General features: G+C 52.8%; 12 protein-coding genes. 8 read left to right on the top strand and 4 right to left on the bottom strand.

What is annotated here, in order from left to right; translation table 11 throughout:
- The first annotated feature begins 85 nt into the window (after positions 1 to 85).
- From EPD59_RS18940 to EPD59_RS18915, 6 genes are all read left to right on the top strand, one after another.
- On the top strand, positions 86 to 1,720 hold the full coding sequence (locus EPD59_RS18940) for a family 43 glycosylhydrolase (RefSeq protein WP_240731499.1): 1,635 nt from the start codon (positions 86 to 88) through the stop codon (positions 1,718 to 1,720).
- Between the two features lie 57 nt (positions 1,721 to 1,777).
- Positions 1,778 to 2,968, top strand: a complete 1,191-nt coding sequence (locus tag EPD59_RS18935; protein ID WP_133274144.1) for a sialidase/neuraminidase family protein — start codon at positions 1,778 to 1,780, stop codon at positions 2,966 to 2,968.
- 508 nt (positions 2,969 to 3,476) lie between these two features.
- The gene (locus tag EPD59_RS18930; protein WP_165963664.1) at positions 3,477 to 8,666 is read left to right on the top strand and encodes a hypothetical protein; all 5,190 of its coding nucleotides are present in this window, start codon (positions 3,477 to 3,479) and stop codon (positions 8,664 to 8,666) included.
- 327 nt (positions 8,667 to 8,993) lie between these two features.
- Complete coding sequence (plsY, locus tag EPD59_RS18925; RefSeq protein ID WP_317128403.1) at positions 8,994 to 9,542, top strand: glycerol-3-phosphate 1-O-acyltransferase PlsY; 549 nt, start codon at positions 8,994 to 8,996, stop codon at positions 9,540 to 9,542.
- 111 nt (positions 9,543 to 9,653) lie between these two features.
- Positions 9,654 to 10,139 (top strand): DUF2199 domain-containing protein, encoded by a 486-nt coding sequence (locus tag EPD59_RS18920; protein WP_133274142.1) that lies wholly within the window; start codon positions 9,654 to 9,656, stop codon positions 10,137 to 10,139.
- Between the two features lie 102 nt (positions 10,140 to 10,241).
- Positions 10,242 to 11,603, top strand: a complete 1,362-nt coding sequence (locus EPD59_RS18915) for a dipeptidase (protein WP_133274141.1) — start codon at positions 10,242 to 10,244, stop codon at positions 11,601 to 11,603.
- 59 nt (positions 11,604 to 11,662) lie between these two features.
- Here EPD59_RS18915 and EPD59_RS18910 read toward each other — a convergent pair whose 3' ends face one another.
- The 4 genes from EPD59_RS18910 to EPD59_RS18895 all read right to left on the bottom strand — a co-directional run bounded on the left by EPD59_RS18910 (position 11,663) and on the right by EPD59_RS18895 (position 14,794).
- Positions 11,663 to 12,280, bottom strand: a complete 618-nt coding sequence (locus EPD59_RS18910) for an outer membrane beta-barrel protein (protein ID WP_165963663.1) — start codon at positions 12,278 to 12,280, stop codon at positions 11,663 to 11,665.
- A gap of 145 nt (positions 12,281 to 12,425) precedes the next feature.
- Positions 12,426 to 13,049, bottom strand: coding sequence for a porin family protein (locus EPD59_RS18905; RefSeq protein ID WP_133274139.1), 624 nt, complete (start codon positions 13,047 to 13,049; stop codon positions 12,426 to 12,428).
- 167 nt (positions 13,050 to 13,216) lie between these two features.
- Complete coding sequence (locus tag EPD59_RS18900) at positions 13,217 to 13,888, bottom strand: porin family protein (protein ID WP_133274138.1); 672 nt, start codon at positions 13,886 to 13,888, stop codon at positions 13,217 to 13,219.
- A 168-nt stretch (positions 13,889 to 14,056) separates the two neighbouring features.
- Positions 14,057 to 14,794 carry a porin family protein gene (locus tag EPD59_RS18895; protein WP_133274137.1) on the bottom strand — a complete coding sequence of 246 codons (738 nt, stop codon included), beginning with the start codon at positions 14,792 to 14,794 and terminating at the stop codon, positions 14,057 to 14,059.
- Between the two features lie 294 nt (positions 14,795 to 15,088).
- Between EPD59_RS18895 and EPD59_RS18890 the strand changes: the two genes are divergently transcribed.
- Together EPD59_RS18890 and EPD59_RS18885 are read left to right on the top strand one after the other, a co-directional pair.
- A complete protein-coding gene (locus tag EPD59_RS18890; protein ID WP_165963662.1) occupies positions 15,089 to 16,207 on the top strand; it encodes an acyloxyacyl hydrolase in 1,119 nt (372 codons plus the stop codon).
- Positions 16,208 to 16,423: 216 nt separating this feature from the next.
- On the top strand, positions 16,424 to 17,107 hold the full coding sequence (locus EPD59_RS18885) for a DUF2306 domain-containing protein (RefSeq protein WP_133274135.1): 684 nt from the start codon (positions 16,424 to 16,426) through the stop codon (positions 17,105 to 17,107).
- The last annotated feature ends 28 nt before the right edge of the window (positions 17,108 to 17,135 follow it).

The following is a 17,135-nucleotide window of genomic DNA, read 5'->3' as shown; positions in this document are numbered from 1 at the left end:
ACCTCTGAATACAGTTTTATAGCTTCAATTTATCATAAGCTGATACCCAAAACTCCGCTCTTCTTCTTACTCCAAGCTCTCTTCCGTGACTACTTTGCTCTCTTCCTTTTCTAAAAAAGCTGGCTGGCTGGCTACGCTGGGTCTTAGTGTAGTAATTGGTTGTCAGCCGCCGGCTACTGCCACGCAGCCCGCTGACAACCCCACAGCCACGGCGGTTACACCTGAGCCTGCGGCTCCCGCAACACCCACAGCGCCGCCTATACCTAACCCAGTTCTACCCGGTGACTTTCCTGATCCATCGGTAACGAAAGTGGGCACTAACTATTGGGCCACAGCTACTTCGTCGAATTGGGGGCCTGTTTTTCCTTTGCTCAAATCCGATAATCTAACCGATTGGAAGATCGTCGGGCATGTGTTCCCAGAAATGCCCCCCAGCTGGGCTGACTACTATTTTTGGGCCCCCGAAATCAATCAGGACAATGGCAAAACCTACGTGTACTACTCCGCCCATAAGAAGGGCGGCAACCTGGCCGTAGGTGTAGCTAGCGCCGACCGGCCCGAAGGCCCTTACCGCGACCATGGCTTCTTAGTAGGGCAGCCCGCCGGCTCTATCGATGGTTTTCCGATGCGCGATGAGAAGGGGCAGCTTTATCTTGTCTGGAAAGAAGATGGCAACAGTGTGAAGGAGCCGACTCCCATTTGGGCCCAGCGCCTCAACGAGGAGCGCACGGCCCTGACCGGCGAGAAAACCGAACTGTTTCGCAATACGGCCCCTTGGGAAGGCAACTTGGTAGAAGGCGTGGCTATGGTGCGCCACAACGACTACTTCTATGCTTTTTATGCCGCAAATGGCTGCTGTGGTAGTGGCTGCACATATGCTACCGGCGTGGCCCGCGCCAAAAACCTACTCGGACCTTGGGAGAAATACGACAAGAACCCCATTTTGACCCCCAATGATACCTGGAAATGCCCCGGCCATGGCACGGTGGTGCAGCACGATAACCGGTGGTACTTTCTGCATCATGCTTATAAGAATGAGGGCTTTCAGAACATAGGCCGCCAGGGCGTACTAAGCGAATTCACTTGGAATGCGGAAGGGTGGCCCGAGTTTACGGGCGGCAGTACGCCCGCCACGCAAACGGCTAATCTGGAACAATATGACGTAACCGACGAGTTCGAAGGACCCGCACTTGGCTTAGCTTGGCAATGGCCCGTCACCGCCAAGCCGAAAATTGCAGTGCGCGAAGGCAAATTGCAGCTTACTGCCCGCCCTGAGGTCGCGGGCGCTATGCTCGGCCAAACGACCTATACCACCAATTATATCGCCACCACCCAGCTCGATCCTACGACGCTGCCCACCGGCGTACAAGCGGGGCTGACGACCATTGGAAATGTGGAAAATACGCTGGCGCTTACGGCTGGCGGCGGTAAGCTCCGACTATGGCAGCTGAAGAAAGGCAAGCGGGAGAATATGGGCGAAGTGGCGTTGCCGAAGGGTAAGAATCTGACGTTGCGGGTGCAAGCGGAAGGCGGCAACAAATACCGGTTTGCCTACAGTCCGGATGGTGGCCAAACGTGGCAAAATATGCCCGCCAGCGGCGACGCCATCGATGGTAGCTTCCTTCCGCCCTGGGATTTGGGGGTGCGCGTAGGTGTGCTGGCCCAAGGCCCAAGCTCAGCTACCGTCGCTTTTGATCGGTTCACGCTGGACAATCAGTAAGCTCTTGCCGGTAGCCAGCGAATGTGAACAGAATTTGCCCCCCAAGCTCTATTTGCTATGATCACAACTAAGTTTTGCTACATCAACTGTCGTTTCCTGACGGCCGTATTATTATTCCTACTTCTGAGCAGCGGGTGGGCATCGGCGCAAAATATGGTGCCGCTCAACCGACCCACATACTATCCGCGCGTCATTCGGCTGCAGCATAGCGGCGCGGCCAATGGTCGGCTGCTGGCTAGCTTTGATTCGGGCCGAACTGGCAACATCTACGAAAGTCTTGATAATGGCCAAACCTGGCAGGCTGTAGCAGAAGTTACCGAGACCACGCCGCCCGGCAATTGTTGCAGTGGCCTGTATGAGGTGCCGCGCCAGCTCGGCAACACGGCGGCGGGTACCTTATTTTGGTCAACCTCCGTGGGTACCGACAAAGGTGGACGAGGTCCGTGCTCCATTCGGATTTACCGCAGCCAGGACGAAGGCCGCACTTGGAGCTATTTCTCAACCCCTGTTAGCGGGTTTATCGGGCTGTGGGAGCCGGAATTTGCCGTGGATAAGCAAGGTCGATTGGTGGTGTATTACTCCAGCGAAGAGCGCAAAGCCAACGGCTACAATCAGATGCTGGCGCACAAAGTCTCGCTGGATGGGGGGCTAACATGGGGCGAAGAAGTGCTGGATGTAGGCATGAATGATGGAAAAAGACGCCCCGGAATGCCTCTGGTAAAGCAACTACCCAACGGCAGCTTCGTCATGACCTACGAGATTTGCGGTACTGGCTGCGACACCTATATCCGCACTTCGCCAGATGGCACTAACTGGGGCGACCCGGCCGTAGAGGGTACCCGCGTAGAATCGACGGCAGGGCATCACTTTGAGCATGCACCCACCTTGGCTTGGGCGCCGGTGCCGGGCAAGAAAGACGGTCAACTGTTGGTTATCGGGCAAATGCTGCTCAATAACGCCGACAATACAGTAGCCCCCGACAACGGCAAAGTATACATGGTAAACACCACCAACGGCATTGGCCCCTGGACTGAAGTGCCCGCGCCCGTTCCAGTGCCCGATGCCAAGGATAATCCTTGCCCTAATTACAGCTCCCAACTGCTGCCCTCCGCCGACGGCCTAACGGTACTGGAGGTAGCGCTTAGAATGACAGAAAATGGCTGCCGTGCCTTCTATAGCTCGGCGCCACTCAGCCCGCCAACTCCGCAGAAAGCCCCTGCAAGTAAGAAGGCTCGCAAGTCGAAGTAAGCAAGTGAGGACTGAAGCCAAGTGTAAATGCTGCTTTTTGTGCATTTCGCATTGCCAGCGCAGTGCTTGACTTTATTTCGATTTTGTCTTTGTTAGAGACTTAAACTACCCGTAAGCAGTGTGTAGCAAAGTGTATCTCACTGCATTCATGAAGTAGTATATAAGTTATAAAGCCCGCTAGCGTTATTGCTGGGGGGCTTTTTTGTGTCTGCCTTCAAGCTACTCTTCAAGTTTTGTGATAAAACAGTAGAGTTATTTGTGAGACTCTGTTTTGTATTATAATGATATTAGATAGTATCTGGTGCTTTCATTTATAGTGTATTCACTAGGTACTATTCTATATAAAAAGCCGCAAATCCTGCAACTACGCCGTTTTTGGGGCGTCACTACGAAAATCTGCGTGGTTTTTGCGAAATTGTAGCTGTCTTATTATGGTCCTGATGGCGTGAGTATGAAGCATCTTGTCTTTGGTTGGTTTTGTTTGCTGATAATAGGGGGGAACACACCTGTGTGGGGGCAGCAAGCCCCGCCCAAAACGCCGGTAGCGGGTGCGCCTGCGGCCGCGCCTCGTCCGAAGGGAGGCAAGCTTTCCCCAGAGCCAGCTCAATATATTCTGGATGTGCAGTCCATGATGGCCAGCACCAACAACGCGGCGGCCAAGGCTTCTGCGGCCAGCTTACAGCAGCTATGGGCTAGCAATAAGCTCACGGCCACGCAGCAGGCATCTATTGTGGCTATTTCCCAGCAGATGCTGGAGAAGAAGTATCGGCCCCGGCCGCACTTTGAGTCACTGTTCAATGCTGTGCTGGCGGGCGCGAGTCAAAACCTCTCCGATCAGCAGATGACGGAACTGCTGGGCGTAGTAGCTAAGGCGGTAGACAAAGAGGATTTGCTGACGACGGAGAAGTTTCTGACTAACACCGCGCAGTTTTTGAACACCAAAACCCTGTATCGCTCGCGCTACAATAATCTGCGAGTAGTGGGGGGCAATTTTACCTTCGCCTACAACGAAAACGATAATCCACTGCCGGCTCCGCCGCGGCCTAAGTTAGTTGCGCCCGCACCTGCACCCGTCGTAAAAACGGAGCCGCTGGCTGTAACTCCTGCCGCCAAACCCGCTGCAAAGCCTAAGCCCGCCAACAAGAAAAGCAATGACGGCTGGGATACCGCCGACCTATGGGACTCCGGCAGCGACAATGGCTGGGGCAACGATGATGGCTGGGGCACTCCCAAGAAGAAAGCACCAGCAAAAGCTCCCGCCAAAACTGCTGCCAAGACGCCAGCTAAAGTCGCTGCGCCCGTAAAAGCGCCCGAACCTGCTCCCGAGCCCGCATTCGTCGATAACAGCTACGATTCGTACATGGCTCCGCCCACGCGCGGCCCGGTGCTCATTATTAAAGATGCTGACCTGCTGATGGCCACTCCCGGCGACAGCATTGTATTGCGCAAGACCAGTGGCATTGTAGTGCCCGGTCGTAGCAGCTTTGTGGGGCAAGGCGGGCAAATGGCCTGGACCATTAATAACAATCCCGTCACGGCTGACCTGACCAGCTATGACTTCGATATTGCTAAAGCTGAGTTCACCGCCGAACCCGTTACCCTCACGTACCCAGCGGTGCTGGAAGCTCCTATTGAGGGCGCGCTTTCTTATAAAAGCGTAAAGAAAAAGCCCGGTGCCACCGACTCCGGCTACCCGCGCTTCATCTCGCTTACCAATGATGCCCGCGTAAAAAACCTCGGCGACAACATTCGCTATGTGGGGGGCTTTTCGTTGGCGGGCAGCAAGATGCTCAGTGCTTCTCTCGATGGCAGCTTGTCGCGCATTACAGTGGTGGCCGACGGCAAAACTAAGTTTGCGGCCACGTCGCGGGCCTATGTATTGGGCGACTCTATCATCACTGCTGCCCGGGCCGGCGTTACCATTTATCAGGATAAAGCCGACTCCCTAACGCACCCCGGCGTGAAGCTTAAGTATAGCAAGCGCGGCCAAGTATTGCAGCTGAACCGGGAGGATGGCCTGTATAAAAATACGCCTTACTACGACTCCTACCATCAGATGGAAATCGCGACGGAACTGCTTACGTGGCCCATTCGCACCCCTCTAATTGACTTCTCCATGCTGACTGCCAAGAACCAGGTAACGGCCAGCTTTGAGTCGAAGGAGTTCTACACAAATACGCGCTATCAGCAGATTAAGGCCATTAACAAGCTGCACCCTCTACAAATGGTGGTGGGCTACAGCCAGACCCACGGCGATGCCAAAACCTTCACGGTAGCGCAAATGGCCGCCGATTTGAAAGTGAAGGAAGCCAACGTGCGCTCCGCCGTATCGGGCCTCGCTCGCGACGGCTATGTGGCCTGGAATGCTGCCACCGACGAAGTGACTCTACTGCCCAAAGCCACTCACTACGTGCGCTCCTCGCGCGGCAAAAAAGACTACGACCATATTGCCATCAAGTCGTTGTCGCCGAGTGGGAAGAATGCGACGCTGGACCTGAACAGCAACGACCTGATTGTGCGCGGCGTGGACCGCTTCAACTTCTCCGACGACTCCGTAACGGTGTACGTGAAGCCCGACAGCAGCACCATTCGCATCCAGAAAAACCGCGGCGTGCTCTTCAATGGTACCGTGGTGGCGTCGGCGTTTATCTTCAAAGGCAAAGAGTTTAAGTTCGACTATGATGGCTTCTTCATTGATCTGGTGAAGATTGACTCCATCATCGTGAAGGGCAAAAACTCGAAAGGCTCGGTGATGAAGACGCGCAAAGACACTGACTTTGCCCTGACAAACAAGAAGAAAAGCTCGTCGGGTAAGCTCTACATCAACGACCCCAAGAACAAGTCGGGCCGCAAGAAGCTAGGCGCTTACCCTTCATTCGACGCTTCCACAGGGGCCTATGTGTTCTTCAACAAGCCCGAAGTACTAGGCGGCGCCTACGATACAGCCGTGTACTTCGACATTCCGCCTTTCCGCCTCGACTCGCTGAATAACAAGAACCGTTCGGCCGTCGGTTTCAAGGGTACATTCATGTCGGGGGGCATTTTACCGCCTATCCAAACCAAACTGAGCTTGCAGGAAGACGGCTCGCTGGGCTTCAACTACAATGCTCCCAAAGAGGGGTTGCCGGTGTACGGGGGCAAAGGTCGTCTGTACAATAAGGTGCAGATGAGCAACCGCGGTATTCAGGGCAATGGCGAGCTGACTTACCTCGTGGGCAAGCTCCAAAGTGAGCAGTTTATCTTCTATCAAGATTCTGTCGTGACCTCGGGTAAGTCGGGAAATATCGCGCAGGGACCACTCAACGGGGTGAATTTTGCCAATGTGGCACTATTGCCGGGCTATGAAATGAAATGGGTGGTGAAAGCCGACTCCATGTACATCAGCACCCCGCGCGACGGTATGGCCATGAAATTCTACGCCGGCGACTACGGGTTTAAAGGTACCGCCGTTCTGACGCCTGGGGGGCTTTATGGCAACGGCGGGATGGACGGGCCGCAGTCGTTTATTCGCTCGCAGCAGTTCACCTTCTTACCTACCAGTTACAAGGGTAAAAAGTCAACGCTGAGCATCAAATCGTCGGAAGCAAACAAGCCCGCGCTTACGGCCAACGAAGTAGGCTTCGACTACGATATCAAGCAGGGCTTTGCCAACTTTACCCGCGAAGAAGGCAGCAAAGCGAGCATCGATCTGCCCTATTCGGACTTCAAAACGACGCTAAGCGGTGGCCGTTGGGACTTCAAGAAGAAGCTCGTGCAGATGCGCGTGGCGCCCGGCGCCGACTCCACCAAAGCGTATTTCTTTTCTACCAAAGAAGAGCAGAAAGGGCTGAAGTTCAGAGGTACCAGTGGCCAATATGACCTGAGCCGCTACCGCTTGGTAGCCGGTGGTGTGCCCTACATTGCCTCCGCCGACGCCTGGATTACGCCCGACAGCAGCAAAGTGTACGTGTTGGGCAGCGGCCAAATGCGCTCCTTCCAGAATGCCGGAATCGTGATGGATACGCTCAGTAAATTCCACGAGCTGTATAAGGGCCAGATAGAAATTAAGTCGCGTACGTCCTTCACGGGCAACGCATTGTACAGCTACCAGAATGCCACGGCCGACTCGTTCGCCATCAAGTTTGCCAACTTTGCCGTCGATTCGGTGGCTGTGAAGGGCAGCTTAGCTAATGTTGGCAAGGGTGGCGGAAAAGGCTTGCTGGGGGGCAAAAAAGAGAACATCATGAACCCCCTGTCGCCGGCCACGGTAGCGGTGGCAAACATCCAGGCCGCTGAGAAATTCAAGTTGGCGCCGCGGGTGCCTTATCGGGGCAACGTGCGCCTGAACTCCCAGCGTAAGGGGTTCATCTTCGATGGGCAGGCGCGTCTCGACTTCAGCTCCCAACCCTCGGCCAGTGGCTGGTTTGCCGTCCAGGATAGTATTGACCCCAAGGATATGCGCATTAAGGTGCAGGATCTGACCTCAGAAGATGGCTCCCCCATGCTCACCGGTCTGTTTATGTCGGGTAGCACGGCCAAAGTGTATCCGCTCTTCGCAGCCGTGAAGCCCGACGTGACCGACCTGAACATCTTTAAGGTAGACGGAACTATGCGCTTCGATGCCAAGAAGCGCAACTTCACCATTGCCCGTCATGATGCGAATGACATCAACATCTACGAAGGCCAGGTGTTGAAGCTGGACGACTCCACGGGGGTGATGAATTTCCGAGGCAAGATGGAGTTGATTGCCTCCAACAAAGACTATTCGCTAACTGCCGCCGGTGTAGGCAAAGCCAAGCCCGACAGCAACCGCTACGAGCTGGATACCTTCATGGCATTCGACATCAATATGCCCGAAAAAGCCATCGAGGCAATGGCGGCCGACATAGCCGGCAGCATCAAAGGGGCTCCCGAGGCGCTCGACGGCTCGCAGAATGAGCTGTACAAGCTAGGCGAGTTTATTGGTAGCAAGGCAGTGCAAGGCTACGCGGCTCGCAAGGGCAGCTACGTGCCTCTGCAAAAACTCTCTTCTAAATTCCTACATACGCTGGTGCTGAGCAAGGTAAATCTGGAGTGGTCGGAGAAGAAGAAAGCTTGGTATTCGGTGGGCAAAATTGGCTTGGCGAGCGTAGGTAAGAAAGACCTGAATGCGCTGATTGACGGTTACATCGAAATCAAGAAGGAGAGCACTGGCGACGCGGTAGAAATCTACCTGGAAGCCGAACCCCGCACGTGGTACTACATCAAGTACACTAATAATGTAGTGTTAGCTAAAGCTCAGCACGGCTCCTTCGATGAGATTATCAGCCTGAAAGCCAAGGGCGACTACAACACGGCCACTCAGTACGGCTTCTACCTCGGCGACGACCAAGAAGTACAGCTCTTCCTCGATCATTTCCGCAAAGACTATCTGGGCGAAGACCTGAAGAAGCGCAAAGCAACTCCCATCGTAAGCGGCAACGACGACACCGGCAACTTCGACAACATGGAGGATACTGGCAAAAAGAAGAAAAAGAAGAAGCAGGAAGCCGTTGTCGACGAAGGCACCACGCCCGCTGCCGATGCGCCAGTAGAAGAGTCGAAAAAAGAGAAAAAGAGAAAGAAAGACGAAGCGGTAGACCAAGCTGCTCCGCCTGCCGACGCGCCGGTAGAAGAGCCCAAGAAGGAGAAAAAGAAGAAGAAAAAATCCGATGAAGAAGACCCCTTCGGCGGATCATAGAAAGTAGAGCATTTAAGCAAAAAAGCCCCCAGAAATTTTCTGGGGGCTTTTTTATGCAACTGCTTAGCATGGCAGTCATGCAGAGGCGAGGCCGAAGCAACTCGCGCGCTGACGATAGGTTAGTAGTCCAATCAAACACGCGAGATGCTTTACTGCGTTCTGCATGACATACAAGATTGACCAATCGCCGCTGATCAAGTAAGTGCGCCGTGGCACTTGTTGTGACAGCCTTTATAGGTATTCTCGTAATGCTATGTTGCTACTTGCGTATAAGGTGGAGTCAACTTCTATCTTTGAGCGTATCCGCATTTTCTGCCCTTCCGCCCTATGAACATTGCTATTGTGCTTGGCCTCCTTGTGGCCGCTTACCTGATCGGCTCCATCCCAACGGCCTTGTGGGTGGGAAAGTGGTTTTTCGGGCTGGATATCCGGGAGCATGGCAGCGGCAATTCGGGTGCTACCAATACCTTTCGCGTGCTAGGCAAGCGTCCCGGTTCCGTAGTGATGGCCATTGATGTATTCAAGGGCTGGGCCGCTACGTCACTGGCTACGGTGATGCTAAATCAGGGAGCTATTCAGGCCGGGCACTTACTGTACTTTCAGCTAGCCTGCGGTGTACTGGCTGTGGTTGGCCACATATATCCCATCTACGCGGGCTTCCGAGGTGGCAAGGGCGTGGCCACGGTGTTGGGCATGATGCTGGCCATTGCGCCGGCCACCGTGGGCGTATGTATTCTGGTATTCTTAGCGGTGTTGTTGCTTTCCCGCTACGTGTCGCTCTCGTCGATGGCGGCGGGCGTGGCGTTTGCTTTCTTACAACTGCTCCCCCGTTTCGGCCGGATAATTCGCTGCTGCTGGTATTCGGCTTCGTGCTAGCCGGGCTGCTGATTTATACCCACCGAGCTAATATTGGTCGCCTCCGCGCCGGGACGGAGAGCCGGGTGCCGTTGTTTGGGCGGAAGTAGTTATTACTGCTAAGTAAGGTTTATGAGTTACAAATGTGCCTGTTGTGGTCAAATACACGATTCATTGCCAGACATTGGCTTCGCTAAACCGGATCCATTCTTCACAGTACCAGAAGGTGAGCGCAAAGATCGAGTTAAGTTGACCAATGAGACTTGTATTATAGATAACGATGAGTTCTTCATTCGTGGTCTTATTGAACTACCTGTACATGGACAAGAAACAACCTTTGGACTTGGAGTATGGGTAAGTCAGAAAGCAGAGAACTTTGCGACCTATATGCGGGAGCCAAATTCAGCCGAAATAGGTCCTTATTTTGGTTGGTTATGCAGTAGTATACCAGCTTTTGGCTCAACGTTAAATTTGAAAACTCGCGTGCACTTCCAAGGTAATAATCTACGACCTTGGATTGAATTAGAGCCTACAAACCACCCTTTGGCGATAGCTCAGCAGGAGGGGGTTAGCTTAGAACGAGCGTGGGAGATTGTGCATCAATACATGGATAAGTAGTCAAAGCATATCTGCTCCTAACGCTTCTGTCGCAAAGCGACTGCAACCGACAACGCGGGATTGTTACTTTTACTTCTAATTCCCAATCAACCTCACCGCCCCATGCCCACGTACCTCGACCAAAACAAAGATCGTTTCCTCTCTGAGCTGCTCGATTGGCTCCGTATTCCATCCGTTTCCGCCGACCCTAAGTTTCAGGGCGATGTGCTTAAAGCCGCCGATTTTCTTAAAGCCCGCCTCGAAGAAGCTGGCGTAGAAAACGTGGAGATTTGCCAGACTGCCGGTTATCCCATCGTGTACGGCGACAAAATCATCGACCCCAGCCTGCCTACAGTACTCGTGTACGGCCACTACGACGTGCAGCCCGCCGACCCATATGAGCTGTGGACGTCGCCGCCCTTTGAGCCGGTAATCAAAGACGAGAAAATCTACGCGCGCGGCGCCTGCGACGACAAAGGCCAGGTGTATATGCATGTGAAGGCCTTCGAAATGATGAGCCAGGACGGTGGCGTGCCCTGCAACGTCAAGTTCATGATTGAGGGCGAAGAGGAAGTAGGCTCCAACAACCTCGGCATCTTCGTGAAGGCAAATAAAGAGAAGCTGAAGGCTGATGTTATTCTGATTTCGGACACCGGCATGTTGTCTAATGATGTGCCTAGCATCGAGGTTGGCCTGCGCGGTTTGAGCTACCACGAAGTGGAAGTAACCGGCCCGAACCGCGACCTGCACTCTGGTATATACGGCGGCGCAGTTCCAAACCCCATCAACGTGCTCTGCAAGATGATTGCCAGCCTGCACGACGAGAACAACCACATTACCATCGACGGATTTTACGATAACGTAGATGAGCTGAGCGCCGAGGAGCGCGCCGAAATGGCCAAAGCCCCACACTCTGATGAAGATTTCAAACAGAGCATTGGCCTGAAAGATATTTACGGCGAGAAGGACTACAGCACTATCGAGCGCACCAGTATTAGGCCCACGCTGGACGTAAACGGTATTTGGGGTGGCTACACTGGCGAGGGCGCCAAAACGGTAATCGCCTCCAAGGCTTACGCCAAAATCTCGATGCGCCTGGTGCCCCACCAAACCTCAGCCGAAATCACGCAGAAGTTTCAGGAGCACTTCACCAGAATTGCCCCCCAAGGCGTCACGGTGAAGGTAACGCCGCATCATGGTGGTGAGCCCGTCGTTACGCCCACAAACTCAGTGGCGTATCAGGCGGCTGCTAAGGCCATCGAAACTACGTATGGCAAAAAGCCGGTTCCTACGCGCGGTGGCGGTTCAATTCCAATTGTAGCCATGTTCAAGTCGGAGCTGGGCTTAGATACGGTGCTGCTCGGCTTCGGGCTGGACTCCGATGCTATTCACTCGCCCAACGAGCATTTTGGCGTCTTCAATTTCCTGAAGGGCATCGAAACCATTCCGCACTTCTACCGCAACTACGCGGCGGCCAGCAAATAATACTTGCCGGATACTAGAGCAAAAAAGCCCCCAACACCTGCGTTGGGGGCTTTTTTGCTCTATTTATTCTTATTGAAAAATCGATAGGCGACGTAAAACTGAAGTGCTCCGTTGCGAGCCTGGAGCTGCTGTGTTTCAGTCTCCGAAAACTGGACGGCTTTAAAAATATTGCTGAGGCCACCTAGGTAGCGCCAACCTGCGCTCAGACCGCCCGGATCTTGGTAGCCAAAACCGACGGCATAACCATACTCCAGTTGGCGAAAAGGGCCTTCTTCCACACTAAACTCCGCCACACTTGCCAGATTGCTATTGACTGAGAGCAAACGCCCCACCTGTGGACCCGCTTCGAAAAATATGTCGGTGACGGTGTAGCGCAAAAGTGCCAAGCCATCTAGATAGCGCAACTCAGCTAGAATGTTCGGTCCGTACGCCAGCGACTTGTCGCCTTTGATGGTGTACAACCCTTCTGTCTGCAACGAAAACCGCTCCCCAACGCTCAGATTCAACGTAGCACCGCCGTGGTAGCCCACCCGAAACTTGCTGTTCTCCACATCTCGCCCCACGCCACTGCTCAGATTGCCCCCCACCTTGATGCCGGGCCGCAGGCGCACGAGCTGCGCATAGCTGGCGGTGCTGGTAATAAGTAGCAGGAGGAAGCCTAAAAGTGCCTTTGTCATAAAATGCCGAGAGCGAAAGACTACTAACGAAGTCATCGGTCAAAAGTAGCTACAGATACTGACGCTTTTCTCACAAGCCTGTAAAACAGAAAAAGGCTGTTTCTCAAATCTGAGAAACAGCCTTTTGGGCCTCTAAAACTATTCTCTAGTTGCTACCAAAAACGTAGCCTAAAGACAATTGAAATACAGCGTTGCGCGCTTTCGTGTCGTCATCATCGTCTTCTCCAACCGATGAAATGCCTCCATTATAGCGAATCGTTAAGCTCGGGCCGGAAGCAAACTGATATCCGACACCGGCTACATAGCCTATATCAAATCGATTGTAGCCATCAAGGCTGCTATCCTCTTCAGTCCTACCACCACCTTCATACTTGCTCTTTGCCGCTACCAAATACCCTAACTGTGGACCAGCTTCGAAAATGAGGCCGTCAGCATTGATGCGCGCCAGTATCGGTAGGTCGATGTAGTGATTGCGTACCGTTTGCTTGGCTCCATCTTCCTCTATCCGGAATCCCTTTTGAGAATATAGAAGTTCGGGTTGTAATGAAAAGAAGCCATCGCTGCTCAAAGGAGCATTTAGGGTGATGCCCCCATGAGGACCAACAAGCTGCTTTAACTCAACATCTAATGCATTTTCCAAATTTTCTTTGCCTTTGCCAGCATAGTTGGAAAGATTAGCACCGGCTCTGAGCCCAAGCTTTACACCCTGCGCATGACTAAAGGAGGCAGCCCCGGCAATTAGCAGGAAGGAAAGGAAAACCTTTTTCATTGTTATAGATAATGAATATGATGATTTACACGCTTTATACAGTTAAAAGCATGGATGCATTGTTGTGCTTCATAATTATGCCAAATATTAAAATATGCTAATAAATAATAAAAAAAACACCCAACCAGATCGGTTGGGTGTTCTGTATTAATACTTTATAAATCGCTCTATCGGCTCGGAATCAGGTAGCCAAGTGATACCTGAAATACTTGGTTGCGGGCGTTGCGCAGTTCGTTGTCGCGGTAGCCATCTTTGGCAAAATCGGTGAAGGAGCCGTTGTAGCGCAGGCCAATCAGCAGGCCAGCGTCGCTTTGATAGCCCAGACCAGCCGCATAGCCAATCTCGTTGCGGTTTACTTCGTCCAAATTCTGTTCGTTCTGCACTTTGCTGAACACCGTACCGTTGGTAGTGCGCTCCGACTCGTCTTTCACCTTAAGCAGGTAGCTATACTGCGGGCCTCCCTCGAAGAAAACGCCCCCCGTATTGATTTTAAGCAGCAGCGGCACGTCGATGTAATTGTAGGTCTGGGTGCCTTTGTAGGTATAGTTCTGACCTAAGAAGGTGAACTGGTCATCGGCGTATTTGTAGCCTTTCTGGGAAAACAAAACCTCGGGCTGAACAGAGAGGAAACCGTCATCTACGAGGCCGATATTCAGCATGACGCCACCATGAGCGCCAAACTTATTCTCATATATGTCTTCGTTGGTCAGGTCGCCGGAGAGGTTGGAGTAGTTGGCACCGCCCTTTATGCCAAAGCGAATGCCCTGAGCATGCGCATCGGACGAAGCGAAGGCCGCAGCCGATAGCAGAGTGGCGAGTATAAATGCAGTTTTTTTCATGGCGCAAAAAAAGTTTGGTTAGATAAATTGCACACCTCGACTGCTGACGAAAAGTGTGCCATCATGCCGAAAAATGGCTTTAAAAGGGATTATTTAAATTTTAAACAGCACAAAAAAGCGGGTTGCCATATCATGACAACCCGCTCTAAGAAGCTGAACAGCAACTATCTATTTCGTTGGAATCAGGTAGCCTAACTGTAGAGTGAAAGCATTGTTAAATGCTTTTGGCTCGTTGTCGGTGTCCTTGGTGTCAATGAGGGAGTTGAAGCCCCGCGCATAGCGCAAGCCCAGGCTAATGCCACCTTCCGTCATGTAACCGATACCGGCTACACCGCTAATATCGAACTGTGCCAAGTCAGACTTGTAGGCATCGTCGCGGCTAACACCGGTGTAATCGAGAAAGCCTGAGTTGTCCTCTACCTTGTCCTTATCGCCGTTGGTGTACTTGGTGGTCGTCTGGCTCTTGTTTTTAGAACCGAACAAATAGCTCACCTGCGGACCAAGCTCGAAGAAAAGCCCACCAGCGTTGATTTTAGCCAGCAGAGGTACATCCAGATAGTGCAGAACACGCGACTGTTCGACTTCTAGCTTAGAAATACCAGCGCTTGGATTCTTCAAAGTAGAGCTGATTTCGTAGCCTTTGCGATTGTAAAGCAACTCAGGGGCGAAGGAGAAGAAGCCATCGGAGCTAAGCGGAATGCTCAGCGATACACCGGCATTATATCCCACTTTATAGTCACCAAAGTCACTGCTATAATTCGCACCCGTGATTTGCTCTACGTTGTCGCCGCTGATGTTGGAGTAAGTGGCACCGGCTTTTACGCCAATGCGAAATCCGCCCGGGTCCTGAGCTTGGGCGACGGAAGCCGTCAGAAGGCCTAAAGCTAGTACTGCAAACTTTTTCATAAAAAGGATAAAAGGTTTTTGTAAAACATTGTAAATCTGGTGTTAATACCAGCAAGACAAACGATTGTCAGGCCCTCATACCGTAAAAGCGAGTATAAAAGTTGCGGCTCAGGTCGTAATTAATATTTGTTGGGTAGCCCCAAAAACCTCTTCCGAGCACTCGTGTTTCCGACAAGTGCAATGAGGTCAGTAGCTTAGTTGTCACTTTACAGCAGACATGTTTCCGCGGTGCGGTGGCTTGGGTTTTACTAATTTTGAGTCGCGATACGCTGCTCTATGGTTATTTTTGGTCGATTGAATTGGGGCAGTATTGTTTTAGCTGCTTTCGTTGGACTAGGCTTATGTGGCCAGTCAGTACAAGCTCAGAGCACAGATGCCGTTGGGGAGCCACGTGGGCCGTTGGTGCTGGGCGCTTATGTACAGGGGGGCTTTATTATTGCCCATACGCCGCGGGTAGCACACTTAGTGAAAGCACACCCAACGGGATTTGAGCTGAACTGGCAGCGCCAAACCACTGGCAATGCACCCTGGCACGCGTGGTATCGCTATCCGAAAGTGGGCGTGGCCTTCACGTACTACGACTACCACAATCCGGTGCTGGGCAAGTCGTATGCTGCTACCGTGTACCTGAATAAGGCGTTTTTGCGCACGGCGCGCCACGAGCTAAACCTGCGCATGGGCACTGGTCTGGGCTACTTTCCTACACGCTTCGATCAGGAAACCAACCATAAAAATCTGATTGTCAGCTCACGTCTGAATGCCACGCTGCAACTGCGGGCCGAGTACGATGTAGCTATTTCGCAGCATCTGGGTCTATTATTGGGCGTGGGGCTTAATCATTACTCCAACGGTGCTACCACGAAGCCCAACCTAGGCATCAATATACCTACAGTGGTCGTGGGCCTGAACTATCATCAGCAGCGACCGTTTCGGCCGGTGGCTACTGTGCCGGGCTATGTGCCCGAGGATATTGGCCGAAATTTCCTTAATCTCAGTGGTACCCTCGGCTACAAGCAGCGCAACGAGTCGAGCCGGCAGAAGTATCTGGTGAACTCGCTGACGGTAATTGCCGGTCGGCGTGTTAACCGCAAAAGTAACTTGGTGGCCGGCGTAGAGGGCTTTTATGACCGGGGCTTGCTTGCTGAGCAGCGCGATACGGTTCGCAACGGAGAAGCGCTAATTGATGTAAAGAAGGCTGGTGTGCTCGTTGGTCACGAGTTGCTGTTTGGGCGCATGGCCGTAGTTACGCACCTGGGGATTTACGTGTATAATCCGTACAAATCGAACAGCTTTTACTACGAGCGCATCGGCTTGAAATACCACGTTACGGAGCGCCTTTTCGGCTCCATCGACTTAAAAGTGCACCGCGGCGCCGCCGACGTAATTGAGTGGCGAGTGGGAATGAAGATCTAGTTGATCTCGTCCTCACTACGCCTTAAGCGGTAGTGTCGGTACTCTGAAAAAGCCCCCCGGAGAAGAAGCAATCAGCAGTTCGTCTGCCGGAGCCGTTGCTTCAGCTATTGATTCCGACGTTTCAGAATCATTTTTTTCACTCAAACCCCGTTTTAGCCCACATTTGACAGCAACCAACCAGAGTTGGTTGATAATCAACCCTTATTCGCTGCTGTCATGGACGAGATACTGCTGCTGAACCGCTGGCTTCACATTGGGGCCGGATTTGTGGGCTTTTTCATGGCGCCGGCCGCTCTGGCAGTGCGCAAAGGTGGACCTGCACATCGGCTTTGGGGGCGTATCTTCTTTTGGGCGATGGTAGTTGCGGGCACTACAGCCATCTTTTCGGCTAGTGTCAAGGGTCTCACCTTCTTGCTGCTGACGGGTATTTTTAGCTTGTACTTGGCCTGGTTTGGCTACCGCTCCCTCTACCATAAACACATGGGCCGAGGGCAGCAAGCCTCCGTCTACGATTGGATAGGAGTAGGGCTGGGACTGGTGGTTTTTGGAGGCACAATTGTCTATGGGTTGGTTACCCGCAATGTCATTTCGCTCGTGTTTGGCAGCATTGGGGCCAACTTTGCCGTACAGCAGTTGCGCGCGTTTCGCCGCCCCGGCCCTTGGCCTACGGGGCAATGGCTGCACAACCATATATCGGGGTTTGTGGGAGCCTATATAGCAGCGGTGTCGGCTTTTTCGGCTACCAGCCTCACGTTCATTCCCTGGCCCTGGAATTTTCTGTGGCCTACGCTCGTCATGGTGCCGCCCCTAGTGTGGGTGCAACGCCGCTACAAAGCGAAATTCTCGCAGGGGCAGCGCCCGGAACAAATTGTAGAAGTGCGCTTACAGAACCAGGCTTAGATCTTCTCATCAGATCCAGAAGGGAAAT

Source organism: Hymenobacter radiodurans, from assembly GCF_004355185.1.
GTDB classification, from domain to species: domain Bacteria; phylum Bacteroidota; class Bacteroidia; order Cytophagales; family Hymenobacteraceae; genus Hymenobacter; species Hymenobacter radiodurans.
Note: the sequence above shows the minus strand (reverse complement) of the source record. Positions and strands in the feature narration are given on the sequence as shown.